Origin of the sequence: Amycolatopsis sp. CB00013 (assembly GCF_001905755.1) — a bacterium.
In the GTDB taxonomy this organism is placed as follows: domain Bacteria; phylum Actinomycetota; class Actinomycetes; order Mycobacteriales; family Pseudonocardiaceae; genus Amycolatopsis; species Amycolatopsis japonica.
In genome coordinates this window covers 773794-798009 of the sequence record NZ_LIWC01000002.1, presented here as the reverse complement: position 1 = coordinate 798009, position 24216 = coordinate 773794, and the positions used below count along the sequence as shown (strand labels likewise).

At 69.8% G+C, this 24216-nt stretch carries 22 protein-coding genes and 2 pseudogenes; 22 read left to right on the top strand and 2 right to left on the bottom strand.

From position 1 onward, the window contains the following. Nucleotides 1-55: 55 nt before the first annotated feature. The 5 genes from AMK34_RS13795 (at nt 56) to glyA (ending at nt 4146) form a co-directional block, all read left to right on the top strand. The gene (locus AMK34_RS13795; RefSeq protein ID WP_038520917.1) at nt 56-1282 is read left to right on the top strand and encodes a M14 family metallopeptidase; all 1227 of its coding nucleotides are present in this window, start codon (nt 56-58) and stop codon (nt 1280-1282) included. Between the two features lie 87 nt (nt 1283-1369). Then, complete coding sequence (locus AMK34_RS13790) at nt 1370-1891, top strand: gamma carbonic anhydrase family protein (RefSeq protein WP_037335186.1); 522 nt, start codon at nt 1370-1372, stop codon at nt 1889-1891. Nucleotides 1892-1924: 33 nt separating this feature from the next. Then, a complete protein-coding gene (locus AMK34_RS13785) occupies nt 1925-2356 on the top strand; it encodes an uL11 family ribosomal protein (protein ID WP_038520914.1) in 432 nt (143 codons plus the stop codon). Next, the gene (locus AMK34_RS13780; protein ID WP_073845619.1) at nt 2353-2766 is read left to right on the top strand and encodes a hypothetical protein; all 414 of its coding nucleotides are present in this window, start codon (nt 2353-2355) and stop codon (nt 2764-2766) included. The genes AMK34_RS13785 and AMK34_RS13780 overlap by 4 nt, the downstream gene beginning before the upstream one ends. Nucleotides 2767-2877: 111 nt before the next feature. Then, on the top strand, nt 2878-4146 hold the full coding sequence (gene glyA, locus AMK34_RS13775; protein WP_037335192.1) for a serine hydroxymethyltransferase: 1269 nt from the start codon (nt 2878-2880) through the stop codon (nt 4144-4146). A gap of 85 nt (nt 4147-4231) precedes the next feature. On the opposite strand, the gene AMK34_RS13770 is transcribed toward glyA, so the two are convergent. Beyond that, nucleotides 4232-4750 (bottom strand): inorganic diphosphatase, encoded by a 519-nt coding sequence (locus AMK34_RS13770; protein ID WP_073845617.1) that lies wholly within the window; start codon nt 4748-4750, stop codon nt 4232-4234. Between the two features lie 167 nt (nt 4751-4917). Here AMK34_RS13770 and dacB point away from each other — a divergent pair, with 167 nt between their 5' ends. From dacB to folK, 14 genes and pseudogenes are all read left to right on the top strand, one after another. Continuing rightward, nucleotides 4918-6951 (top strand): D-alanyl-D-alanine carboxypeptidase/D-alanyl-D-alanine endopeptidase, encoded by a 2034-nt coding sequence (gene dacB, locus AMK34_RS13765; protein WP_073845615.1) that lies wholly within the window; start codon nt 4918-4920, stop codon nt 6949-6951. 109 nt (nt 6952-7060) lie between these two features. Continuing rightward, nucleotides 7061-8089 (top strand): zinc-dependent metalloprotease, encoded by a 1029-nt coding sequence (locus AMK34_RS13760; RefSeq protein WP_073845613.1) that lies wholly within the window; start codon nt 7061-7063, stop codon nt 8087-8089. Beyond that, nucleotides 8086-9060, top strand: a complete 975-nt coding sequence (gene tilS, locus AMK34_RS13755) for a tRNA lysidine(34) synthetase TilS (protein WP_073845611.1) — start codon at nt 8086-8088, stop codon at nt 9058-9060. Before AMK34_RS13760 ends, tilS begins: the two co-directional genes overlap by 4 nt. Nucleotides 9061-9073: 13 nt before the next feature. Next, on the top strand, nt 9074-9637 hold the full coding sequence (gene hpt, locus AMK34_RS13750; protein WP_016337783.1) for a hypoxanthine phosphoribosyltransferase: 564 nt from the start codon (nt 9074-9076) through the stop codon (nt 9635-9637). A 144-nt stretch (nt 9638-9781) separates the two neighbouring features. Continuing rightward, nucleotides 9782-10147: a hypothetical protein gene (locus tag AMK34_RS13745; protein WP_038520899.1), complete on the top strand. Its 366-nt coding sequence runs from the start codon at nt 9782-9784 to the stop codon at nt 10145-10147. A 17-nt stretch (nt 10148-10164) separates the two neighbouring features. Next, a complete protein-coding gene (locus AMK34_RS13740; RefSeq protein WP_038520895.1) occupies nt 10165-11541 on the top strand; it encodes a WXG100 family type VII secretion target in 1377 nt (458 codons plus the stop codon). A 64-nt stretch (nt 11542-11605) separates the two neighbouring features. Further along, nucleotides 11606-12400: an ESX secretion-associated protein EspG gene (locus tag AMK34_RS13735; RefSeq protein ID WP_038524720.1), complete on the top strand. Its 795-nt coding sequence runs from the start codon at nt 11606-11608 to the stop codon at nt 12398-12400. A 186-nt stretch (nt 12401-12586) separates the two neighbouring features. Next, entirely contained in the window at nt 12587-13420 is an 834-nt protein-coding gene (locus AMK34_RS13730; protein WP_073845610.1) for an ESX secretion-associated protein EspG, read from the top strand. A gap of 189 nt (nt 13421-13609) precedes the next feature. After that, nucleotides 13610-16027 (top strand): ATP-dependent zinc metalloprotease FtsH, encoded by a 2418-nt coding sequence (ftsH, locus tag AMK34_RS13725; protein WP_016337778.1) that lies wholly within the window; start codon nt 13610-13612, stop codon nt 16025-16027. Beyond that, a pseudogene (locus AMK34_RS13720) lies at nt 15996-16268 on the top strand (GTP cyclohydrolase I); the annotation flags it as partial. The gene ftsH and the pseudogene AMK34_RS13720, both read left to right, overlap by 32 nt. Before the next feature lie 969 nt (nt 16269-17237). Then, nucleotides 17238-17582, top strand: a pseudogene (gene folE, locus AMK34_RS13715) (GTP cyclohydrolase I); the annotation flags it as partial. Further along, nucleotides 17579-18421: a dihydropteroate synthase gene (folP, locus tag AMK34_RS13710; protein WP_073845608.1), complete on the top strand. Its 843-nt coding sequence runs from the start codon at nt 17579-17581 to the stop codon at nt 18419-18421. The pseudogene folE and the gene folP, both read left to right, overlap by 4 nt. Further along, nucleotides 18414-18773: a dihydroneopterin aldolase gene (folB, locus tag AMK34_RS13705; RefSeq protein WP_073845606.1), complete on the top strand. Its 360-nt coding sequence runs from the start codon at nt 18414-18416 to the stop codon at nt 18771-18773. The genes folP and folB overlap by 8 nt, the downstream gene beginning before the upstream one ends. Next, the gene (gene folK, locus AMK34_RS13700) at nt 18770-19258 is read left to right on the top strand and encodes a 2-amino-4-hydroxy-6-hydroxymethyldihydropteridine diphosphokinase (RefSeq protein ID WP_073845604.1); all 489 of its coding nucleotides are present in this window, start codon (nt 18770-18772) and stop codon (nt 19256-19258) included. The genes folB and folK overlap by 4 nt, the downstream gene beginning before the upstream one ends. A gap of 188 nt (nt 19259-19446) precedes the next feature. Here folK and AMK34_RS13695 read toward each other — a convergent pair whose 3' ends face one another. Further along, the gene (locus AMK34_RS13695) at nt 19447-20388 is read right to left on the bottom strand and encodes a MerR family transcriptional regulator (protein ID WP_073845602.1); all 942 of its coding nucleotides are present in this window, start codon (nt 20386-20388) and stop codon (nt 19447-19449) included. Between the two features lie 60 nt (nt 20389-20448). Here AMK34_RS13695 and AMK34_RS13690 point away from each other — a divergent pair, with 60 nt between their 5' ends. The 3 genes from AMK34_RS13690 to AMK34_RS13680 all read left to right on the top strand — a co-directional run bounded on the left by AMK34_RS13690 (nt 20449) and on the right by AMK34_RS13680 (nt 24190). Beyond that, nucleotides 20449-20910, top strand: a complete 462-nt coding sequence (locus AMK34_RS13690; protein ID WP_073845600.1) for a DUF3180 domain-containing protein — start codon at nt 20449-20451, stop codon at nt 20908-20910. Between the two features lie 69 nt (nt 20911-20979). Continuing rightward, complete coding sequence (locus tag AMK34_RS13685; protein ID WP_073845598.1) at nt 20980-22992, top strand: DUF6779 domain-containing protein; 2013 nt, start codon at nt 20980-20982, stop codon at nt 22990-22992. A gap of 28 nt (nt 22993-23020) precedes the next feature. Next, on the top strand, nt 23021-24190 hold the full coding sequence (locus tag AMK34_RS13680; RefSeq protein WP_083649855.1) for a PrsW family intramembrane metalloprotease: 1170 nt from the start codon (nt 23021-23023) through the stop codon (nt 24188-24190). Nucleotides 24191-24216: the final 26 nt, after the last annotated feature.

Sequence of the window (24216 nt, the reverse complement as noted above, 5' to 3'; positions counted from 1 at the left end):
AGGTTCCCTTCCCTTGCCTGAGAGCTAGGAGACGACGATGCGCATAAGACGGTGCATGGCCGTGGCGATCGCGGCCGTCGCGGCGTTCACCATCCCGGTCGCCGCGAGCCCGGCGACCGCGGACCAGCAGGCCGAGGACGCGCAGGTCCAGATCTACGAGGTCTTCGGCACCGGGACTTCCCAGCAGCGCACCCAGATCTCCCGGCTGGGCGTCGACGTCCTCGGCTCCGCGGGCGGCACGACCACGTTCATCGGCGAGGCGCGCGACGCGGCGAAGATCCGCTCGCTCGGCTACCGCGTCGAGCAGCGTGGCGTGGTCGACCGGTCCGAGAAGGTCGGCACCAACGCGATCAACGACTTCCCGCCGTCGGACTCCGGCTTCCACAACTACGCCGAAGTGACGACGGAACTGCGCAACGCCCAGTCGAACTACGGGTCGATCGCGCGGTTGAGCAGCGTCGGCAACTCGTATCAGGGCCGGGCGTTGAACATGCTGAAGATCAGCGACAACGTCGGTACGGACGAGAACGAGCCGGAGGTCCTGTTCACCTGCAACCAGCACGCGCGTGAGCACCTCACCACCGAGATGTGCCTGCGGATCGTGAACCGGTTCACCCAGGGCTACGCCTCGGACCCGGCGATCAAGCGCTTCGTCGACAGCACCGAGATCTACGTGATCCCGAACGTCAACCCCGACGGCTCGGAGTACGACATCTCCGGCGGCAGCTACAAGTACTGGCGCAAGAACCGCCAGGGCAACGGCACCGACCCCAACCGCAACTGGGGTTACAACTGGGGCTGCTGCGGCGGTTCGTCGGGCTCGACCACCAGTGAGACCTACCGCGGCCCGTCGGCGTTCTCCGCCCCGGAGACCCGCGCGGTGTCCAACTTCGTCAACTCGCGCAAGATCGGCGGCGTCCAGCAGATCAAGGCGAGCATCGACTTCCACACCTACTCGGAGCTCGTGCTGTGGCCGTTCGGCTTCACCTACAACGACACCGCACCCGGCATGACGGCGGCCGAGGCGCAGCGGTTCCAGACGCTGGGACGGCAGCTGGCGGCGACCAACGGCTACACGCCGCAGCAGTCGAGCGACCTGTACATCACCGACGGGACGATCGACGACTGGATGTGGGGCACCCACAAGATCCTGAGCTTCACCTTCGAGATGTACCCGCGGGGTTCGAACCCCGGCTTCTACCCGCCCGACGAGGTGATCGTCCGGGAGACCACGCGTAACGACAAGGCCGTGGACCTCCTGCTGAACACCGCCATCGGCTGAGGCTCCAGAGTTCCGTGAAGGCCTCCTTCCCTACTCTCAAGGTAGGGAAGGAGGCCTTCACGGACTTTCGCGCATAGGGTGCGGGGCATGCCGATGTTCGAATTCGAGGGGCTGCGTCCCCAGGTGGATCCCGAAGCGTGGATCGCCCCCACCGCCACCCTGATCGGCGACGTCGTCGTCGAGAAGGGCGCCTCCGTCTGGTACGGCGCCGTGCTGCGTGCCGACTTCGGGAAGATCATCGTCCGTGAGGGCGCCAACGTGCAGGACAACTCGGTCATCCACGTCAACGGCGGCGTGACCGAGGTCGGCAAGAACGCCACCGTCGGGCACCAGTGCCTCGTGCACGACTGCACGGTCGGCGAGCAGGCGCTGATCGGGAACGGCTCGACCGTGCTCGACAAGGCGCAGATCGGCGCGAAGGCACTGGTCGCCGCCGGCGCCACGGTGACACCCGGCATGGTCATCCCGCCGGAGACGGTCGCCATGGGCAGCCCGGCGAAGAAGCACGTCCCGCTCGACGGCACCGCCCGCGGCTGGGTCGAGCACAACGCGGTGATCTACCAGGAGTTGGCGCGCCGTCACGCGGAGACCGTCAAACCGATCGATTGACTCTCCAGTAACTGGAGACCATAGCTTCGGCGCATGGCACCGAAGTCGAAGAAGAAGACACATCAAGCGACCCTCGAGCTGACCGCCGGCAACGCGCCGGTGGTCGACCTCGGGAAGACGCTCGGGCAGACCGGCGTGAACCTCGTCGAGGTCAAGAAGGCCTACGACACGGCGACGGCGGCGCAGCGGGGCGACATCGTCCCGGTGGTCGTGTCGGTGTTCGAAGACCGGTCCTTCGAACTTCGGCTGAAGACCCCGCCCGCGTCGTTCCTCATCAAGAAAGCCTTGGGCGGCAAGGGATCCGGCCGTCCAGGACATGAGGTCGCCGGGAAGCTGACCCGGGAGCAGCTGCGCGAGATCGCCGAGCGGAAACTGCCGGACCTCAACACCGGCGACGTCGAAGCGGCCATGCGCACGATCGCGGGCACCGCTCGCTCGATGGGCGTCGCGATCGAAGAACCGTGACGCGCAAGCACGTGATCGTCCCGCCTTTCCGCGACCTCGACCCGGCGCTCGAGATCGCGGAAAGGCTGCTGGCCCAAGGGAATCCGTGGCTCGCCGGGGTCGTCTCGGCGCTGCCGGACGAACCCGCCGCCGCCGACCGGCTCAACCGGATCCTCGCCGGGAACGGTGCCGCGCCGCGGCTGGTCGAGTCCGGAACGGGGTGGCGGCTGGTGCACGTGACGGCGTGGCCCGGCTGCGGTGACCTGGTCGCGGGAGCCTCCGGGCTGGCGGAACTGGTCGCGTTCGGCGGCTGGCGGCGGATCAAACGCTGTGCCGTCTGCGCACAGGCGTTCTGCGACCGCACGGCCGGATGCAGCCGCCGGTGGTGCGCCGGGCATCGTCCGCACGCCGGGCCTCGCGCCGTGCTCTAGGCTTGTCCGCACCAGCGACTGGCGCCATTTGAGGTGGAGCACCACCGGGAAGCGACGACAAGGCCGGTACCGCGCGCCTGGGTCCGGCCGTCTCTGGCAGGAGTACGTCCGATGACACACCAGCCCGAACTTTCCGCGCTCGCCGCCGCCGACCCGCAGATCGCGGGGCTCGTGGAGGACGAGGCGAAACGCCAGCACGACAAGATCCGCCTGATCGCGTCCGAGAACTACGTTTCCCAGGCCGTCCTCGAAGCGACCGGCACCGTCCTCACCAACAAGTACTCCGAGGGCTACGCGGGCAAGCGGTACTACGAGGGCCAGCAGCTCATCGACCAGGTCGAGACCCTCGCCATCGAACGCGCGAAGGCCGTCTTCGGCGTCGACCACGCGAACGTCCAGCCGTACTCCGGCTCCCCGGCGAACCTCGCGGTGTACCTCGCTTTCGCGCAGCCGGGCGACACCGTGCTCGGGATGGCGCTGCCGGACGGCGGCCACCTCACGCACGGCTGGAGCGTGTCCGCGACCGGCAAGTGGTTCACCCCGGTCCGCTACGGCGTCCGCAAGGAGACCGGCCGCGTCGACCTCGACCAGGTCCGCGAACTCGCGCTGAAGCACCGGCCGAAGCTGATCTTCGCGGGCGGCACCGCGATCCCGCGCACCATCGACTTCCCGGCGTTCGCGGAGATCGCCCGCGAGGTCGACGCCGTGCTGGTCGCCGACATCGCGCATATCGCCGGGCTGGTCGCCGGCGGCGCGCATCCGTCGCCGGTCGGGCATGCGCAGGTCATCACCACGACCACGCACAAGACGCTGCGCGGCCCGCGCGGCGCGATGATCCTTTCCGACGCCGACCACGCGAAGGCCGTCGACAAGGCGGTGTTCCCCGGCCTGCAGGGCGGCCCGCACAACCACACGACCGCCGCGATCGCCGTCGCGCTCGGCGAGGCGCAGAAGCCGGAGTTCTCCGCGTACGCGCACCGCATCGTCGCCAACGCGCGGGCGCTGGCGGAGGCGCTGGTGGAGCGGGGCTACGACCTCGTGTCCGGCGGCACCGACAACCACCTGCTGCTGATCGACCTGACGAACAAGAACGTGCCGGGCAAACCCGCCGCGCAGGCGCTGGACCGCGCCGGGATCGAACTGAACTACAACACCGTGCCGTTCGACCCGCGCAAGCCGTTCGACCCGTCCGGCATCCGGCTCGGCACCTCCGCGATCACCACCCGCGGGCTCGAGCCGGAGCACCAGGTCAAGGTGGCGGAGTGGATCGACCGCACGATCACCGCGGCGGCGGGCGAGGAACAGTCCGCTTTGGACACCATCGCCGCCGAGATCCGCGAGTTCCTGGCGCCGTTCCCGATCCCGGGCTACTCGGCGTAGACGGTCTCGTGAGTGGACGGACGAGACGCGAAGGGGCCCTTCACCGCATGCGATGCGGTGAAGGGCCCCTTCGGTGCTTAAGCGACTAGTGAGCCGCCGGACCGTCGATGGCCTCCTTGGCCAGCCGGTCGGTCTCACGGTCGAGCGAACGCTTGATCTCGGCCTCGGCGTCGGAACGCCCGACCCAGGTCGAACCCTCGACGCTCTTGCCCGGCTCCAGGTCCTTGTACACCTCGAAGAAGTGCTGGATCTCGAGCTTGTGGAACTCGTTCAGGTGGTGGATGTCGCGCAGGTGCTCGAGCCGCGGGTCGTTCGTCGGGACCGCGAGGACCTTGTCGTCCGGGCCCTTCTCGTCGGTCATCCGGAACATGCCGATCGCGCGGCAGCGGATCAGGCAGCCCGGGAAGGTCGGCTCCTGGACGAGCACCAGCACGTCGAGCGGGTCGCCGTCCTGGCCGAGGGTGTCGTCGATGAACCCGTAGTCGGCGGGGTACTGGGTGGCGGTGAACAGCGTCCGGTCGAGTTTGATCCGACCGGTCTTGTGGTCCACCTCGTACTTGTTGCGCTCCCCCTTGGGGATTTCGATAGTGACGTCGAATTCCACGCCGGCCTCGCTGCTCTCGTCTTTGGTACGCCCCGCCGTCGCGGACGGCTCACCGAAATCATCGTCTTGTCTTCACTAGTGTGGACCACGGGGGCTCGGGCGGTCGCATCGATGTGGTCGTATGTGAGCTTGGCCCCTTCCCCGGACGGTGGATGAAGGAGTGTTGCGTGCCGGAAAACGATGTCCCGATGTGGCCGTCGGACGACAAGGACACCTCATCCACCGAGCCCAAGGGCACCAAGGGGGAGAGTGAGGCCACCGTCTGGCTGCCGATGACGGGTCTGGCGAACGGCAAGACCGAAGAGCTGGCCGTGCCGAAGGTCACACCCGAAAGTGGCTCGTGGTTCCAGCCCGTCGTCGAGGTGGAGGAGGAGCCGGACGTCCCGGAGACCCCGACGCCGCAGTGGTCCGCCTTCGAGCCCGCGACGCCGGTCGAGCCTGAAGAGCCCGAAGCACCGAAGACGGTCTTCGTCCAGCCCGTCCAGCCGCGGCAAACGGACAAACCCGACTGGGAGCAGTTCGACCGGGGCGCCCCGACGCCGACGCGGGATCACGAGCTCGCGAGACCCGAGCCGCGGCCGGAACCCCCGCCGCAGCAGCCGCCGCGCCGTCCCGAGCCGAGCCGGGTCGAGCCGCCGTCGCCCGCGCCGGTCCCGTCCGCGACCATGCACGCGCGTCCGGTCCGCATCGAGCCCGCCGAAGAGCGCTTCGACGCCGAAGCGACCGTCGGGATCCAGCAGCCCGAGCCGCCTTCTCAGGAACCCCCGGCCGCCGAGGCCGAATCCGCGCCCGCGCCGAAGCCGAAGCGCAAACGCAAGGCCCTGCTGATCACGACGCTGGTCGTGGTCCTGCTGCTCGCCGGGATGGGCGGCGCCGCCGCGATGCCGAAGGTGTCGAACCGGCTCGGCCTGCCCTGGGCGCCGAACGCGCCGAAGGGCGAGATCCCCAAGCCCGCCGGTGTCACCCGCGTCCTGCACGGGCCGGACATCAACGGCGCCGGGCCGACGAAGGACGGTCTCGCGGTCGCGCTGGCCGGCCCCGCCGGTGCGCCGGACCTGGGCACGCTCACCGGCACCGTCGTGGACGCGGCGACCGGTGAGGTCCTGTGGGACAAGAACTCCGGCACCCCGCTGACCCCGGCGTCGACCACGAAGATCCTCGTCGTCGCGGCCGCTCTGTTGTCGATGGAGCACGGGACGCAGTTCTCGACGAAGATCGTCCAGGGCGCCGAGCCGGGCACGGTCGTCCTCGTCGCGGGTGGCGACCCGTCGCTGACCGCGTTGCCGCTGGGCACCGATTCGCCGCTGTACCCGGGCGCGGCGCATGTCGACGACCTCGTCGCCCAGGTCAAGAAGGCCGTGGGCGGCAAGATCTCCAAGGTCCAGCTGGACATCAGCCTATTCAAGGGGCCGACGGCGGCGAAGGGCTGGGACCCGGAGGACACCGCCGCCGGGAACACCTACATGGCGCCGGTCCTCCCCGTGATGGCCGACGGCGGCCGCACCGATCCGAAGAACGACCACTCGCCCCGCGTCGCGAATCCGGCGGCCGCGCTGACCCAGAAGATCGCGGGGAAGCTCGAAGCCCAAGCCGGCGGTACGACGACGGCACCGAAGGACGCGAAGGTGCTCGGCGAGGTCAAGTCGCAGCCGCTGACCGAGTTCGCCAACTCGCTGCTGCAGCTGTCGGACAACCTGATGGCCGACGTCCTCGCCCGCCAGCTCGCGCTCGCGAAGGGCGTCGAGCCGTCGTTCACCGGCGGCGCGGCCGCGACGATGGACGTGCTCAAGCAGGCCGGATTCGACCTCACCGGGGTCCAGATCAACGACGGAAGCGGGCTGTCCGACCAGAACAAGATCCCGGCCAAGGTGCTCAGCGAGATCCTCGCGGTCGCGGCGGCACCGGACGGCAAGGACCCGAGGACGCCCAAGCTGCGGCCGCTGCTGGCGGGCCTCCCCGTCGCGGGTGGCAGCGGGACGCTGGAGAAGCGCTACGGCGACCCGGCGTCGTCGGCGGGCCGGGGTTGGGTGCGCGGCAAGACCGGGACGCTGTCCGGCGTGAACACCCTGGCGGGCGTGGTGCTGGACACCGACGGCCGGATGCTGGTGTTCGCGCTGATGTCGTCCGGTTCGGACCAGAACAAGGGCAGGGCCGCGCTCGACGTCGTCGCCGCGACCCTGCACAAATGCGGCTGCAGATGATTCCGGTGAGCGACCGGAATCGGAGCGTGAGGAACTCGGGACGGAAACCGGTCTTCCAGCGGGTAGCGTCATAAGAGTGACTGAGGAAACGCCGACCAAGACACGTTCGATGGTCGACTGGTCCCTGGCCGCCTCGACGGGCGCCCTCCTGGTGCGTGGCGGTCCGGTGGTCGACCGCGAAGAGGCCGAAGAAGCCGTCGCCGAGCTACGTGACCTGACGAGCGAGGCCGAGGGGCACGTCCGCGAGCTGACCGGGCTCGGCCTCGACCTGCCGCTGCTGCCCGCCGAAGTCGTCGACAGGCCCGGTTGGGTCCGTTCCGCCGCGGCAGGGCTCGACGCGCTCACCGGTCGCGCGCTGCCGGAAGCGCAGGGCGGCCCGCTGGCGCCCGTGCTGGCCGGTGGCGCCGGTGTCCAGACCGGACTCGTGCTCGCCTTCCTGGCGTCCCGCGTGCTCGGGCAGTACGACCCGTTCGGCGGGCCGGACCGCGCCGGGCAGCTGGTGCTCGTCGCGCCGAACGTCGTCGCCGCCCAGCGCGCGATGGACGTGCCGGGGCACGACTTCCGGCTGTGGGTCTGCCTGCACGAATGCACCCACCGGCTGCAGTTCACCGCGGTCACCTGGCTGCGCGACTACTTCGCCGACGAGGTCGAGCGCCTGATCGGCGGGCTCGCCGGCCGGGACGCGGACGGGCTGAGCGATCTGGTCGGCCGCCTGCCGGACACCATCAAGCAGATCGGCAAGGGCAAGGCGGGCGGGGCCGGTCTCGCCGAACTCCTGCAGTCGCCGGGCGAACGCGCGGTGTTCGACCGGCTGCTCGCCCTTTCCACCCTGTTGGAGGGGCACGCCGACTTCGTGATGGACGCCGTCGGGCCGCAGGTGGTGCCGAGCGTCGAGCTGATCCGGTCGCGGTTCACCGCCCGGCGCAAGGGCGGCGGCCTGATCGACCGCGTGCTGCGCAGCCTGCTCGGCGTGGACGCGAAGCTGCGCCAGTACGAACAGGGCGCGAAGTTCACCAAGCACGTCGTCGACGCCGTCGGCATGGACGGTTTCAACGCCGTGTGGACGTCGCCGAACACGCTGCCGACCAGGGCCGAGATCGGCGATCCGGCGGCCTGGGTGCGGCGCCTGCACGGGTGAGCGGACCCGATCCGGCGATCGCGGCCGTGCGGACGGCCGTACGGGAGTTCCTCGCGTCGGCAAACCCGCGTGACGAGGTGTACGTCGCGGTCTCCGGCGGCGCGGACTCCCTGGCGCTGACCGAAGCCGCCGCGTTCACCGGCGGCCGCGCGGGGCTGAAGGTGCGCGCGCTCGTCGTCGACCACGGCCTCCAGGACGGTTCCGCCGAAACCGCCGCCCGGGCCGCGAGCACCGCGCGAGAGCTGGGCGCCGACACCGCCGAAGTCCTGAAGGTGCGCGTCGAGGGTGCGGGCGGGCCGGAAGCCGCCGCCCGCCGGGCCCGCTACGGCGCCTTGCGCTCGGCGCTGCCGGACGGACACGGCCTCGTCCTGCTCGGCCACACCCTCGACGACCAGGCCGAAACGGTCTTGCTCGGCCTCGGCCGGGGTTCCGGTCCGCGCTCGCTCGCCGGGATGCGGCCGCTCGACCCGCCATGGGGACGGCCGCTGCTCGGCGTCACCCGCGCCACCACACGGAGGGCTTGCGCGGCGCTCGGCGTCGACCCGTGGCAGGACCCGCACAACGAGGATCCGCGGTTCACCCGTGTCCGGTTACGGACGGAAGTACTGCCCCTTCTGGAGGAGGTGCTGTCCGGCGGTGTCGCGGCCTCGCTCGCTCGCACGGCGGCGCAACTACGCGAGGACACCGAGGCGTTGGACACACTCGCCGCCGAGGTCCACCTGCGGGCTTTCACCGGCGAAGGGCTCGACGTCGCGGTGCTCGCCACCGAACCGCCCGCGCTGCGGCGACGCGTCCTCCGCAGGTGGCTGCTGGACTCCGGGGTCCGCGAGCTCACCGACGCCCATCTGCGTTCGGTCGACGCGCTCGTGGGGAACTGGCGGGGTCAGGGCGGGGTCTGGCTACCCGGCGACTTGGTGGCGAAGCGGGCGCATGGCAGGCTCATGCTCGAAACACCCCAGTCCACCACCTAGAGGGGAACGTCCTGTGTACGAAGGCGAGATCGCCTCCGTGCTCGTCACCGAGCAGCAGATCAACGACAAGATCGCCGAGCTGGCCGCACAGGTCGCCGCGGACTACCCGGCCGACGGCCCCGGCTCCGGGCAGGGAGACCTCCTGCTCGTCGGCGTGCTCAAGGGCGCGGTGATGTTCATGACCGACTTCGCCAGGGCTCTCCCTCTTCCCTCCCAGCTCGAGTTCATGGCGGTCTCCTCCTACGGCTCGGCGACGTCGTCGTCCGGCGTGGTGCGGATCCTCAAGGACCTCGACCGCGACATCGCCGGCCGCGACGTGCTCATCGTCGAGGACATCGTCGACTCCGGGCTGACCCTGTCCTGGCTGCTGAAGAACCTCGCGAGCCGGAACCCGGCGTCGCTGGAGGTCGTCTCGCTCCTGCGCAAGCCGGAGGCGGTCAAGGTCGACGTACCGGTCAAGTACATCGGGTTCGACATCCCTAACGAATTCGTAGTCGGATACGGCCTGGACTACGCGGAGCGTTACCGGGACCTGCCCTACATCGGCACCCTGGATCCGCACGTCTACACGTCCTGAGAACCGCTTGCCCGTTCGTGGGGAAATGCGGAACCCTGAGCGCGGAGAACGCGTCATAGGCTGCGATCAAGTGCGTTAACCTATGCGAAGACCTTTGCCACGAAGCCGTCGTGGCCTGGCCCGGGGGAAACGGAGAGAGCTCAGATGGGGAACAGCAGCCTGGCGGACGCGAACGCGTTCAAGAACGCCGCGGCTCAGGGGCAGGTCGGGATCGACCCGGACGCGGCCCAGACCGCACTGAACAAGATCCGCACCGGCAAGGACGCCGTCGAAGCGCTGCTCCACAGCGCCGGCGACCTCGGACAGGCGCCGAAGCTGGGCAACAACCCGGTCGGCAACGCGATCGCGGCGAAGGTCGCGAACCGGGCCGACGGCGGCGGCGACTCCTACACCGCCGCCCTCCAGAACCTTTACCAGCAGTACGAGGCGGCCGAGTCCGGCATCGTCACCGCGATGGCCCGTTACCACGAGATCGACCAGGCCGCGGCCGAGCCGTTCCGGAACGTCTGAGGGGGAGTCAGAAAGCCATGCCACCGAAGCACAGCGCCGACTCTTACGGCGAGAGCAGCACCAGCAGCACCCCGGTCCAGCTCGGCGACAACTCGGAAGCCGCGAACATCGTGTCGTCCGCGCGAGGCCGTTCCGACGGCTTCGACATCGGCGCCGACCGCGCCATCACGAACCCGCCGAACTGGGAGAGCGCGCCGAGCAGCCAGGACCTGTGGAACCAGGCCAACCTCGGCAACGACCCCAGCACCGCGACCGCGATCAGCCAGTCCTGGGGCTCGCACGGCAGCAAGCTGAGCCAGGCGTCGAACGACCTCTACAACGCGATCTCCGAACTGGGCGCCGCCTGGATCGGGCAGGGCGCGGCGGCCGCGCAGGGTTCGCTGGTCGCCATCGCGAACTCGGGTTCGCAGGCCTCCGAGGCGGCGCACACGATGTCGGACAGGCTGCAGAAGCAGGCCGACGCCGCCACCAAGGTCAAGCTCATGCCGAAGCCGACCGACTACAGCCCCGAGAAGGCCATGGGCCAGGCGCTGGCGGCGGGCCCGGTCGGCATGATCACCGACCAGAAGCCCCTCGCCGACCAGGACAAGGAAGTGCGGGCGGAGCAGGCCAGGTTCCTCGAGGCCTACACCAAGGAGATGAGCGAGGTCGACAGCTCGACCCCGAGCTTCGGCCCCGAATCCCTCGGCATGAAGCCGACCGCCACGCACAACAGCGCTTCGTTCAGCGGTGTCGGCAACATCGCCGGCGGCGGCCTCAACTCCGGCGCCGTCTCCGGCACCCCCGTCCTCGCCGGCACGCACGGCTACGGCGGCGCGCAGGGCAGCGGCGCGGCTCCGATCCACGCAGGCCCGGACTCGGGTGTGTTCTCGCAGGCCGGCTACAACCCCGCCGCGGGCAACCTGCCGGCTTCCGGTGTCGCGCCGGGTGCCGGCGTCGCCTCCGGCGCGGGTGCCCCGATGACCCCGCACGCCCCGGCGAGCGGCGGCAACGGACTCGGCCAGGCCCTCACCGCGGCCGGTCTCGGCGGCGCTCTCGGCTACGCGGGCGCCAAGACGCTCGGACAGGGCAACAAGTCCGGCGCCAAGGACACCGACAGCACCGACGCCGCGGCCACCGAGAAGGGCGGGCCCGCGCAGAGCGCGGCGTCCCAGGCCGTGCCGCAGCAGGGCATCGTGTCCTCCAGCGGCACCATCGGTGGTGGCGCCACCCCGCCGATGCAGGGTATGGGCGGCGGCATGGGCATGGGCGCCCACGGCGCGCAGGCCGAGCAGGAAGAGGAGCACACGCACGCGTCGTTCCTCATCGAGCCGGACCCGGACGACGCCTTCGGCGCCAACGAGGCGACCCCGCCGCCGGTCATCGGCGCCTGGACCGAAGACGACGAACGCTAGAACGGTTTTCACCGGGCGCGCGGCCGATCGGCCGCGCGCCCGCTGACTTGTTTGGGGGCCGAAGATGGCGAACGGTGAACTGCTCACCCCGGTCGAGCTGGACTTCCTCTGGGAGAGCGCGAACGCCGGAGAGCTGCCGTACCCGCTACGGCTCCGCTCGCACGGGGCGACCATGGACGAGCGCGGCGCCCTGCGCACGCAGACGCTCCAGTCGCTGAACCAGCGCCGCCTCGCCGACGAGCGCGGACGCCCCGAGCCGCATATCGAGGATTACTTCGGTGTCCTCGCGAGGCCGGACCTGAGCCTGGACTGCGTCCAGCTCAACAATCCCAACACCGAACCGCTGCTCGCGGTCGCGTCCGTGCTCGGCGGCCAAGGCCTGCTGACGGTGCAGGACCCGCGCGGTTTCCACTTCCACCCCATCGCCCCGGACGGCCTCGCGAGCGCGATCGTCTCCCTCCTGCCGCCGGGGACCCGCGGCACGGAGAAGTCGATCACCCTCCCGCTGGACGGGCTCGTCGGCGCTTCGGGGGCGGACTTCCTCCAGCGTCGCCAGCCGCAGATCGACGGCACGGCGACGTCCGACGAGGACCGCAAGGCCCTGTCGAGGCTTCAAGCCCAGCCGCGGCTTCGCGGTGGCCAGTTCGGCGCGAACGCGCGCAGCAAACACGGCACGCGGAGCCGGTCTTCGGTGCTGAGCTGGTTCGACACGCAGTCCGGCCGGTACTTCACCCAGGCCACCCGCGGTGCCGACGGACGGGACTGGATCACCATCGCGCCCGCGGATCCGGCGACGTTGCGGCACCGGCTCACGGAGATGCTGGGGAAGATCGCTTCCGAAGCGTCTCTCGCGCGCTGACCCGCCCCCTCACGCCCGTGCCATGAAAGGTCCTTTCCTTGCAAATTTTGCAAGGAAAGGACCTTTCATGGCGTTCGCGCCGGGCACTTACCGCATCCGGACGACGACTGTCGTACCCCTTCGCTATCGTGAACCCGCTGGGCGTCCCGAGGCCCAGAAGCCGAGGTGCCGGGAGGGCACGGAGCAATGCACCAGGAACATTTCACGCCGATGGCGTTCGACTTCCTCTGGGAGTCCGCCGAGCTCGGCGACCTGCCGTACCCGCTGCGCGTCCGGTCGCACGGCGCGACCGAGCTCGAGCGGCGGGCGCTGCGCCAACGCGTCGACAACGAACTCCAGGCCCGCGGCATCCGCGACGGCCGGGGCCGGCTGGACCGCAAGATCGAGGACTGGCTGTACCTCCTCGCCCGCGGTTCGCTGACCATTGACGCGCTGCACATCCCCGATTTCCAGGCCCCGACGATCGCCGTGCTCGGCGCCACCGACGGCCGCGACGCGGTGATCGCGATCCAGGACCAGTCCGGGATCTGGCTGCGTGAGGCACCCGCCGACGGGCTCCCGACCGCGGTCGTCGACCTGCTGCCCCCGGGACAGCGCGGTTCGGAGGCGTCCATCACGCTGCCGATCGACGACGCCCGCCGCACGGAGCCGATCCGCGCCGCCATCAACGCGACGAAGCAGTCCGAAGAGCCCGAAGCGGCGAAGACCCGTCGCAAGGACAAGCCGCGCGTCTCGCTCAGCGAACGCATCACCGCGGACCCGCGCGAGGCGTTCGGCAAGCTCACCGGCCAGCCGAGGCTCCGCGGCGGTCAGCTCGCAGCGAACAGCCGATCCCACGTCGGCGCCAAACAGCGGTCCCGCGTCCTCGGCTGGTTCGACACCGCCAGCGGCCGCTATCTCAGCACGTCACAGGCCGGTCCGGACGGCCGCGAATGGGTCACCGTCTCACCCGCGGACGTCAAGACACTCCGGATGAGGCTGGGTGAAATGGCCGCCGGTGTGGCGGTCGACACACGCTGAGACCCGGCTCCGGGAACCCTCGCGAGGCGTCCGCCGTTTACGTCCGAGAGGCTCACCACCCTCATCCGTCCAGGCGGGCGGTATCCTGAGGGGCGGGTGTCGGAGCACCATGGGTCGTCAAGATCGTGATGGCGGGTATCACAGGAGCCGCCCAACCAGGAAGGGTCGAGGCCACCAGGGCCGAGTCGTATGAACCGGAAGAGCGTGCTCAGGAACCCAGTGCTCTGGATTCTCGCGGCGGTACTGGCGTTTCTCGCATACAACACGATCTTCGACAGTGATCGTGGCTACACCCAGGTGCCGATCTCGATCGCGAACCAGCAGATCACCGCGAACAACGTCAAGGAAGCCTCGCAAGAGGACAAGGAGCAGCAGATCAAGCTGCTGCTGAACAAGAAGATCGAGGTCGACGGCCAGCAGGTCGACCAGATCATCGCGCAGTACCCGGCGAACGTCGCGGGCACCATCTACGGCCAGCTCATCGGCCTCAAGAGCGGTGACAACCCGGTCAAGTTCACCACCAAGGTCACCCAGCAGAACGTCCTCACCCAGATCCTGATCTTCGCCATCCCCTTGGCGCTGGTGCTGGGCCTGCTGATGTGGATGATGAACAACGCGCAGGGCGGCGGGAACCGCGTCCTCAACTTCGGCAAGTCGAAGGCCAAACAGCTCAACAAGGACATGCCCAAGACGACCTTCGGGGACGTCGCGGGCGCCGACGAGGCCGTCGAAGAGCTGTACGAGATCAAGGACTTCCTGCAGAACCCGGCGCGCTACCAGGCGCTCGGCGCGAAGATCCCCAAGGGCGTGCTGCTCTACGGGCCGCCCGGTACCGGTAAGACGCTGCTCGCGCGAGCCGTCGCCGGCGAGGCGGGCGTGCCGTTCTACACGATCTCCGGTTCCGACTTCGTCGAGATGTTCGTCGGTGTCGGCGCCTCGCGAGTCCGCGACCTGTTCGAGCAGGCCAAGCAGAACGCGCCCTGCATCATCTTCGTCGACGAGATCGACGCGGTCGGCCGCCAGCGCGGCGCCGGCCTCGGCGGCGGCCACGACGAACGCGAGCAGACGCTGAACCAGCTCCTCGTCGAGATGGACGGCTTCGACGCGCGCGGCGGCATCATCCTGATCGCCGCGACCAACCGTCCCGACATCCTCGACCCGGCGCTCCTGCGCCCCGGCCGCTTCGACCGCCAGATCCCGGTGTCCGCGCCGGACATGCGCGGCCGCAAGGCGATCCTCGAGGTGCACGCCAAGGGCAAGCCGATCGCGCAGGGCACCGACCTGAGCAGCCTCGCCAAGCGGACCGTCGGCATGTCCGGCGCCGACCTGGCGAACGTGCTCAACGAGGCCGCGCTGCTCACCGCCCGCCAGAACGGGCACGTGATCACCGACGCCGCGCTGGAGGAGTCCGTCGACCGCGTCGTCGGCGGCCCCGCCCGCAAGAGCCGGATCATCTCCGAGAAGGAGAAGAAGATCACGGCCTACCACGAGGGCGGGCACGCGCTCGCCGCGTGGGCGATGCCGGACATCGAGCCGGTCTACAAGCTGACCATCCTGCCGCGTGGGCGCACCGGCGGGCACGCCCTGCTCGTCCCGGAGGACGACAAGGAGTTGATGACCCGTTCGGAGATGATCGGGCGCCTGGTCTTCGCGATGGGCGGCCGGACGGCGGAGGAGCTCGTCTTCCACGAGCCCACCACCGGTGCCTCCTCCGACATCGAGCAGGCGACGAAGATCGCCCGCGCGATGGTCACCGAATACGGCATGAGCGCCCGGCTCGGCGCCGTCAAGTACGGCCAGGAACAGGGCGACCCGTTCCTCGGCCGCTCGGCGGGCCGCCAGGCGGACTACTCGCTGGAGGTCGCGCACGAGATCGACGAGGAGGTGCGCAAGCTCATCGAGACCGCGCACACCGAGGCGTGGCACGTGCTGAGCACCTACCGCGACGTGCTGGACGAGCTGGTCATCGAGCTCCTCGAGAAGGAGACGCTGACCCGCAAGGACCTCGAGCGGATCTTCGCGACCGTCGAGAAGCGCCCGCACATCACCATCTTCAACGAGTTCGGCGACCGGAAGCCGTCCGACAAGCCGCCGATCAAGACCCCCGGCGAGCTGGCCATGGAGCGCGGCGAGCCGTGGCCCCCGCCGGAGGAGAAGAAGGAGCAGCCGGTGCTGCAGCCGGCGCCGACCCCGGTCGGCACCGCGCAGGGCGGCGGCGACCTTCCCGGCGGCCCGCCGTACACGCAGCCGGCCCCGCCCCCGGACCCGAACGCCAACCCGTACGCCCCTCCGCCGCCGGGCGCCTACCCCAACGGCGGTCGCCCCAACGGCGGGCCGAACGGCACCGGTCACTGGCCCCAGGCATATGGTGGGCAGCAGCCGGGCGGACCGGCAGGCGGTTACCAGGGTGGGCCCGTAGGCGGCCCGCCGAACTACGGGGCTCCTCCCGGATGGACCCCGGCGACCCAGCCGGGCGGCCAGCCGAACCAGCCCTGGCGTCCCGCCGAAGACCGCCCGCGCGACGGCTGGTTCGCTGACCAGCCCGGCGGTCAGCAGGACGAAGGACAGCAACGGCGTGACGACGGACAGGACGACACCAAGCGATAACGGCGACCGCCCGGTCTTCGACCAGGACCGGGCCGAGAAAGCCGTACGCGAACTCCTGCTCGCCTGTGGTGAGGACCCGGACCGGGACGGTCTCTTGGAGACCCCGGCCCGGGTCGCTCGCGCTTACCGGGAAATGTTCGCCGGTCTCTACACCGAACCGGACCACGTCCTGGACCGCACGTTCGACGAGGCCCACGAAGAACTCGTCCTCGTGACGGACATCCCGATGTTCAGCACCTGTGTGCCGAGCAAGCAGACGGTGAACGCGGTCGGAGGCCGTAAGCAGGCGGCCGAGGTCGAAGTCGGTGACAAGCTGTGGACTCTGTCGGGTGGCAAGGTCGAGGAGACCACGGTCACCGAGATCAGCTCGCACCAGACTCGTGAGCTTGTCGAGGTCACGACCGCAGGCGGAAGTTTCAAGGTCACCCCTGACCATCCTTTGGCGACGCCCAAGGGCTGGGTGGAGGCCAAGGACGTCGAGGGTTCCTTCATCGAGTGGACCCACGCGCGCAAGCTTTGCCGGGATCGCTGGAAGCCGAAGTTCGGCTACGACTTCGGCTATGTCATCGGTGCGACCTGCTCGGACGGAGCCGTCGCCGAGCGCTACGTCTCGCTGGTGGTGAACGACCGCGACTTCGCAAAAAAATACGCCGAGTCGCTCTATCGTGCCTTCGGGATCGAGGCGAAACTCGAACCGGTCACGCGACCGTCGGGCTACCTTGAGCGCGATGTTCCGGGATTTCGGGTGCGAGTCGTCTCGTCGTTCCTCGCGGATCTGATGCGGCAGTACGTCGGTGGCGATGCCCACCATCAGCGACAGCGATTCCCCATGGTCGTGCTCAACGACCGAAGCACTTTCAACGGCTTTCTCGATGGCTACATCGACGGGGACGGCTGCGACGACAAACGACACCCGGGCCGCCTGATCACCAGCGCGAACATCCCTTTCCTCGAAGACTTGGCCACGATCATCGGAGCGAGGTTCACGCCGCGTAAGGCGCCTGCCTCAGTTCTCTACGTCGCTGACCGCTGGTTCGAGCGGCATGGCTTCCCCCAGGACGACTACACGACGGACCTCATCGAGTCGGACTACGTGGAGGTAGAGTCCGTCCGGCCGGTGAAAGCCACGGGAACCAAGCCCTACACGGTGTACAGCTTCAAATGCGAACCCCACCCGACCTTCCTGATCGCCGGGCACCTGACGCACAACTGTGAACACCATTTGCTTTCATTCCACGGCGTTGCTCACATCGGGTACATCCCCAACGAGCACGGCAAGGTCACCGGCCTGTCCAAACTGGCCCGCCTCGTCGACCTCTACGCCAAGCGTCCGCAGGTCCAGGAGCGGCTCACCTCCCAGGTCGCCGACGCGCTCATGCGCAAACTCGAACCCCGCGGCGCGATCGTCGTGGTCGAGGCCGAGCATCTCTGCATGGCCATGCGCGGTATCCGCAAACCCGGTGCCAGGACGACGACGTCCGCCGTGCGCGGGCTGCTGCAGTCTTCGGCGTCCTCGCGGGCGGAGGCGCTGGACCTGATCAAGGGCCGTCGATGACCGCCCTGCCCCGGCCCGGCCGGTGTGCGGTGATGGGCATCCTGAACGTCACCCCCGATTCCTTTTCGGACGGTGGCCGCTACCTCGGCGTCGAGCAGGCACTGGAGCACGCGCACGAGATGTGGGCGCGCGGCGCGGATCTGATCGACGTCGGCGGGGAGTCGACGCGGCCGGGAGCGTCCCGGGTGGACGCCGAGACCGAGATTTCCCGGATCATGCCGGTGATCCGCACGCTCGCCGCCGACGGCGTCGCGATGTCCGTGGACACGACCCGCGCCGAGGTCGCTCTCGCCGCGATCGAGGCGGGCGCTTCCGTGATCAACGACGTCTCCGGTGGGCTGGCCGATCCGAACATGGCGAAGGTCGCCGCCGAGACCGGCGTCCCGTATGTGCTGATGCACTGGCGCGGGCACAGCAAGGACATGAACGCGCTGGCGTCCTATGAGGACGTCGTCGCGGATGTGCGTGCCGAGCTGCTGTCCCGAGTGGACGAAGCACTCGCCGCGGGCGTCGACCGCGGCGCGATCGTGCTCGACCCCGGGCTGGGTTTCGCGAAGAACGCCGAGCACGACTGGGCGCTGTTGAACGGCCTGGATTCCTTTCTGTCTCTGGGTTTCCCGGTCCTCGTCGGCGCGTCGCGCAAACGGTTCCTCGGGCGCCTGTTGTCCGGAAAGGACGGAAAGCCCGCCCCGCCGGACGGCCGCGAGAACGCGACCGCGGCCGTGTCCGCGCTCGCCGCGGCGGCCGGAGCCTGGGGTGTGCGGGTGCACGAGGTCGGCGCGAGTATCGACGCCGTGACCGTCGCGGCGGCTTGGCGGAAGGGGAGTCCTGTTGTCTGACCGGATCACGTTGACCGGATTGAGGGTCTTCGGCAGGCACGGGGTCTTCGACCACGAGAAGCGGGACGGGCAGGAGTTCGTCGTCGACATCGTGGTGTGGCTGGACCTCGGCCCGGCCGCCGCGTCCGACGACCTGACCAAGACGCTGCACTACGGCGAACTGGCGGAGCTCGCCGCCGGGATCGTGGCGGGCGAGCCGTACGACCTCATCGAGAGTGTCGCCGGGAAGATCGCCGACGAGGTGCTGCGCGACGAGCGGCTGACCGCCGTCGAAGTGACGGTGCACAAGCCGTCCGCCCCGATCCCGCTGAACTTCGACGACGTCGCCGTGACGGTGCGGCGGCAGCGATGAGCCGCGCGCTGCTCTCGCTCGGTTCCAACCTGGGTGACCGGCTCGCGTACCTCCGGTCCGCCGTCGACGCGGTCCGGCCCTCGGTCGTCGCGGTGTCGTCGGTTTACGAGACCAAGGCGTGGGGCGTCGAGGACCAGCCGGACTTCCTCAACGCCGTCGTCCTGGTCGACGACCCGGCGCGCGATCACTGGGATTGGCTGCGCACCGGTCAGGCCGCCGAGCAGGCGGCGGAGCGCGTGCGCGAACTCCGGTGGGGTCCGCGCACGCTGGATGTCGACATAGTGACCGTGGCCGGGGTGCGCTCCGACGACCCCCAGTTGGTGCTGCCGCATCCCGGCACGCCGGAGCGCGCGAGCGTGCTGATCCCCTGGCTGGAGATCGAGCCCGACGCGGTGCTTCCCGGCCACGGTCCCGTCGCCGACCTCCTCGCCGCCCGCCCCGCCTCGGACCGCGACTCCGTCCGCCTCACGCATTTCGTCCTCTGAATGCGGTAGTTCGCGATACCAACCACCGCATCCAGAGGACTAAACGCCCCCCGAGGTTGCGAAAGCCACTTTCGCAACCTTCAACGTTGCGAAAGTGGCTTTCGCAACGCACCCTCGCGACCCAGTCGACCACTGCATCCAGAGGACGAAACGCGGGGCGGGTAGCGGGTGGTAGCAAAGGTCCCTTGCTACCCCAGCGCGGAGCGCAGGGCCGCGATGATCCACTCCGCCTGCCGCATCTGCGAGGGGAACGACGGCCAGCCGTTCATCTTCCCCATCAGCAGCCAGTACCGCTCGGCCCGCGGGTCGGAGCTGATCGCCATCCCGTCGGCGAGCCGCTTCCGCCAGGCGGGGTCGTGCGGGTCCCGGCCGTTGCGCGAAGACTGCGTGAAGATCGTCTCCGCCAGTTCCCGGCCTTCGGGCGAGTCCGGTGCGAGGCCGGCTTCGAGGGCTTCGGTCGCCTTCGCGCTCCACGCCATCCACAGCTCCTGCTGCTTCGCGCCGAAGTCCGCCCCGTCCTCCTTCCGGAGCTGCGAGTGCCACTCGCTCATCCGGCGGATGGACGCGCGAAACTCCTCGTCCTGCACGAGTTCGGCGAACTCGATCCACGCCTCCAGCTGCTCGGGCGTCGGGTCGGCGGGCAGTTCCGGTTTCGCCGAGACCATCCGCTCGTAGAACTCCGGATCCAGCTCGAGCCCTTCGACCATGTCCGCCCAGAACTCGTCGAGCAAACGTTTGCGGTCTTCGTCCGACATCGACGCGAGTTTGTTCATCAGTTCGACCTCCTCCAGTGGTGAGTCCCGTTTGGCCACCGCTCGCAGGACCGCGCGGCGCAGCTCCAGCCGCCGGATCTGCTCGTCCAGGGCGGCGACGTGCTGGACCGCGAGGTCCCCGATGGTCGCTTCCCTGGTCAGCGCCCGCTCCACGTCCGCGAGGCCCAGCCCGAGTTCCCGCAGAGTCCGGACCAGCTCCAGCCGCGCCATCGCGGTGGCGTCGTAGAGGCGGTAGCCCGAGTCGGTGCGGTCGGTCGGGGGCAGGAGCCCTTCGTCGGAGTAGAAGCGGATGGTCTTCACCGGCAGGCCGGTGCGTTTGGCCAGCTCCCCGATGGTGAAAACCGCTGCGGTGCCCATATGCTTCATCGTCGACTCTCCAGTTGGTGGAGAGTCAAGCCTGCCAGGTAGCGTTGGACCATGCACTTCACCCGGCCACGCGAGCTGGCGGTGGCCGGCCTCCTGGGATTGGTCCTGGCCTATCTGCTCTTCCAGGTCGCCTACGGATCCATCCCCGCGCTTCCGCTCTTCGCCGGAATCACGCTGCTCGTCCTCGCGCTCTGCGAGGCCGTGCTCGCCTTCATCATCCGTGCGCGGATCAAGAGCAACCGCGTGCTCGCCGCGATCTCCGTCGCCCGATCGGTGGCCCTCGCGAAGGCCTCTTCGCTCGCCGGATCCGCTATGACGGGGGTGTGGCTGGCGGCTTTCGCGTATCTTTTTCCGCGACGTGACGAACTCCTCGCGGCGAGCGGTGATCTCCGCTCGGCGACGGTCGGGATCGTCAGCTCGGTGGCGCTGGTAGCTGCGGCTTTATGGCTCGAACACTGCTGCCGGACCCCCGAGGGCGGCGATCGGGAGCGCGATCCCGAGCCGACCGGTTAACGCTCGAGAGCCACCGCTCGAAGTACCGACTAGGTCTCGTTCGGATTACTAGAAGGTACGGTGTTGGGCATGACCGGGGTGGGTGACGACTCGCGCGGCCGCCTTGCGGGTAGGCCGTGGCTTGTCGTCGGCTTGGTTCTCGCCGTCGGCGCGACTCTCGCATTGGTGCTTTCCGACGACCTCCGCTACTTGCGTTTGGGGATCGTCGCGGCGCTGTGGGCCGCCTTGATCGGTGCGTTCCTCGCGGTCCGCTACCGCAAGCACGTGTCGCAGAGCGAGGACGCCGTCGCCGAGGCACAGGCCGTCTACGAGCTGGAGCTGGAACGCGAGATCGCCGCCCGCCGCGAGTTCGAGCTGGAGATCGAGGCGGAGACCAGGCAGGCCGCCGAGAGCCGCTCTCACGACGAGCTCGAAGCGCTCAGAGCCGAGGTGAGCGCCCTGCGTGAAAGCCTCCAGTCGCTCTTCGGCGGCGAGGTGCTCCTCGAACGCGTCGCGCTCACCGCGCAGGCCACCCGGATGCGGTCCCTCGACAACAAGCAGCTGATGAGCGCGGGGTCCGAGAACGGCAACGGCAAACCCCAGCTCATGGCGGCCAAGAGCACCACGATCGACGTCGACGAGCGTGAACGCGAGCGCGAGCGCCCGACCGAGATGATCGACCGCGTCCTCGAACCCGCTTCCGCGCGGGCGGGCACGCCGCCCGCCGCCCGCCGTAAACCGGCGAACGGCCAGGTCAACGGCACCAACGGGTACGGGCAGAGCAATCAGGTCCAGCGGCCGAAGCCGGTCGACGAGTCGACTCGCCGCAGTATGCGCAAGGCGGATGCCCGCGCCTCGAAAGCGGCCGAGGCGCTCGCCGCCGAAGCCGCTCGCCGCGAGCGGATGGAGATGTCGAACCCCGGCATGTCGCCCGCCGAGGTCTCCCGGCCGATGCCGAGGGTCGAGGCCCAGCGCAAGACCCCGCCGCCGGTGACACCGGCCGAGGTGTCCCGCCCGTCGATGCCCGGCGTGTCGCGTGCCGAGGTCTCGCAGCCGTCGATGCCCACCATCGCCCGGCAGCCCCAGCGGCCGGAGCCCCCGCGCAACGAACCGCCCCGCCGCCCGCAGCAGTCTTCGCTGCAGCAGCGCCTCGACGCCGGCACCGTGCAGCGTCCTCCCGCGACGCGGCCCGAGGAGCAGACCCGGAAGCAGACGCCGCCGGTGAAGCCCCCGGCGCAGGCGAAGCCGGTGAAGAAGGTCGAGCCGGACCGTCCCCGGCCGAACCGCGAGCTCGGCCTGACCCGCCCCGGAATGAAGCCCGTCGAGCGGCCGCGTCCGGCCGGTGGCACGCCGCCGCCCGCGAACAAGCCCGCCACGCCGGAGCCGATGGAGGCCACCGGCGAGTGGAAGCCGTCGTGGACGCAGGAGCGCCCGGTCTCCGATCTGAGCGCCGCGTTCCCCCGGAAGGACGACTTCCAGGACCGGCTGCGGCCCACGCCGCCTGCCAAGCCGCAACCCGCGGCCGCGTCGCGTCCGGAACCTCGCCCCGAGTCGCGTCCGGAGCCGCGTCGCGACCCGGAGCCGTCGACCCCGCTGTCGATCCCGGCCGTGTCCGAGCCGCCTCGCCGGGCCGAGCCCGTGCGGCAGCCGGAGCCCGAACCGGTGCGCCGTCCGGCGGCCGAGGCGCCGTCGCGGCACGGATCCCCGGCCGCGGAGGAGCCGCCCGCGGTCAACCCGACGCTGCCCGAAGAGATCCGGCTGGCGCAGAACGGTGGCGGCGGACGCCGTCGCCGGGCCGCCGAGGACTCCTCGGTCTCGATCACCCCGGCCCCGAACGTCCCGGAGCCCACCGGAGGCGGCCGTCGCCGTCGTCCGGACGGGGAGCCCCCGGCCTGGCAGAGCAACGAGTCCTCCGGCGGCCGTCACGGTGGCAGGCGGGCGAAGCCGGACGACGAGGCGCCGTCCCGCAACGGGTCGTCGCACAGCCGTCCGGAGACCTCCGACGCGGGCTCGCACGCCTCCGGCCGATCGGTGATGGACCTGCTCGCCGCCAACGGCGCGAACGAATCCACTCCGCGGCGCAGGCGGCGCGCCGAAGACTGACCCCGTACCGACGGTAGGGTGACCCGCTGTGAGCGAGCCTTCCTCCCCTGCGCCCGGTCTCGACCGGCCCCGCCGGTCTCGGTCGATCACCGTGCTGCTGCCGGTGCTCGGGTTGATCGCCGTCGCGCTGTGCGGGTTGTTCGTCTTCGGCACGGTGACCGAAAAGGTGGGCCCGCTCGCGGTGGGGATCGGTGTGCTCGCGGCGCTGGTCCCGGTCGCCGTGGTGGTCACCGCGTTCCTGTGGGTCGACCGCTGGGAGCCGGAACCGCCGAAGCTCCTCCTGCTGGCCTTCGTCTGGGGCGCGTGCGTCGCGACGATCATCGCGTTGCTGCTCAACAGCGGCGCCGAGGCCGTCGGTGACCTGCTGCTCGGTACGGGCGTCGGGAGCAAGATCAGCGGGCTGGTCTCCGCGCCGCTGGTCGAGGAGGCCGCGAAGGCCGTTTTCATCCTGCTGCTGTGGTGGCGCCGCCCGAGCGAGTTCGACGGCGTCGTGGACGGCATCGTCTACGCCGGGTTCACCGCGGCGGGCTTCGCCTTCACCGAGAACATCTATTACTTCGGCCGCGCGTTCGCCGAGCACGGCTTCGGCGACGGCACGAGCGCCGGTGTGCTCGCGGCGTTCTTCCTGCGTGGCGTGCTCTCACCGTTCACGCATCCGCTGTTCGCCGTGATGACCGGGATCGGCCTCGGGGTCGCCGCGAGCAGCAAGGTCCGCTCGCTGCGGATCCTGGCGCCGATCGGCGGCTACCTCGTCGCCGTCCTGCTGCACGCGCTGTGGAACGGCGCCGCGCTGCTCGGCGGCGCCAAGACCTTCCTGAACGTCTACTTCCTGATCATGGTGCCGCTGTTCATCGGCGTCTTCTCCGTGGTGGTCATGCAGCGGCGCCGCGAGCAGCGGATCGTCGCCGCGGCCCTGCCGATGATGGTCGACGCCCGCTGGATCGCCCCGTCGGAGGTGTCGCTGCTGGCCAGCCTCTCCGGACGGCGGTCGTGGCGGAAACAGGCCCGGAAGCAGTCGGGGCGGGAGGCGGCGAAGGCCGTCGGCCGCTACCAGGCCAGCGTGACCGAGCTCGCGTTCCTGCGGCGCGGCCCGAAGCTCACCGACGAGGCGAAACAGCGGCAGAGTGAACTGTTGCGGGTGCTCAAGACGTCACGGGCCGAGGCCGTCCGGCTCGCGGACGGCGCGCCGCGCGGGTGACCACGGTCAGGTGAAGCTGGTCACGA

Bases quoted from the DNA above. Each gene is read 5' to 3' on its own strand.
- AMK34_RS13795 (WP_038520917.1), top strand. From the start codon at position 56: ATGGCCGTGGCGATCGCGGCCGTCGCGGCGTTCACCATCCCGGTCGCC.
- AMK34_RS13790 (WP_037335186.1), top strand. From the start codon at position 1,370: ATGCCGATGTTCGAATTCGAGGGGCTGCGTCCCCAGGTGGATCCCGAA.
- AMK34_RS13785 (WP_038520914.1), top strand. From the start codon at position 1,925: ATGGCACCGAAGTCGAAGAAGAAGACACATCAAGCGACCCTCGAGCTG.
- glyA (WP_037335192.1), top strand. From the start codon at position 2,878: ATGACACACCAGCCCGAACTTTCCGCGCTCGCCGCCGCCGACCCGCAG.
- AMK34_RS13760 (WP_073845613.1), top strand. From the start codon at position 7,061: ATGGTCGACTGGTCCCTGGCCGCCTCGACGGGCGCCCTCCTGGTGCGT.
- AMK34_RS13745 (WP_038520899.1), top strand. From the start codon at position 9,782: ATGGGGAACAGCAGCCTGGCGGACGCGAACGCGTTCAAGAACGCCGCG.
- AMK34_RS13740 (WP_038520895.1), top strand. From the start codon at position 10,165: ATGCCACCGAAGCACAGCGCCGACTCTTACGGCGAGAGCAGCACCAGC.
- AMK34_RS13735 (WP_038524720.1), top strand. From the start codon at position 11,606: ATGGCGAACGGTGAACTGCTCACCCCGGTCGAGCTGGACTTCCTCTGG.
- AMK34_RS13730 (WP_073845610.1), top strand. From the start codon at position 12,587: ATGCACCAGGAACATTTCACGCCGATGGCGTTCGACTTCCTCTGGGAG.
- ftsH (WP_016337778.1), top strand. From the start codon at position 13,610: ATGAACCGGAAGAGCGTGCTCAGGAACCCAGTGCTCTGGATTCTCGCG.
- folP (WP_073845608.1), top strand. From the start codon at position 17,579: ATGACCGCCCTGCCCCGGCCCGGCCGGTGTGCGGTGATGGGCATCCTG.
- folK (WP_073845604.1), top strand. From the start codon at position 18,770: ATGAGCCGCGCGCTGCTCTCGCTCGGTTCCAACCTGGGTGACCGGCTC.
- AMK34_RS13695 (WP_073845602.1), bottom strand. From the start codon at position 20,388: ATGGGCACCGCAGCGGTTTTCACCATCGGGGAGCTGGCCAAACGCACC.
- AMK34_RS13690 (WP_073845600.1), top strand. From the start codon at position 20,449: ATGCACTTCACCCGGCCACGCGAGCTGGCGGTGGCCGGCCTCCTGGGA.
- AMK34_RS13685 (WP_073845598.1), top strand. From the start codon at position 20,980: ATGACCGGGGTGGGTGACGACTCGCGCGGCCGCCTTGCGGGTAGGCCG.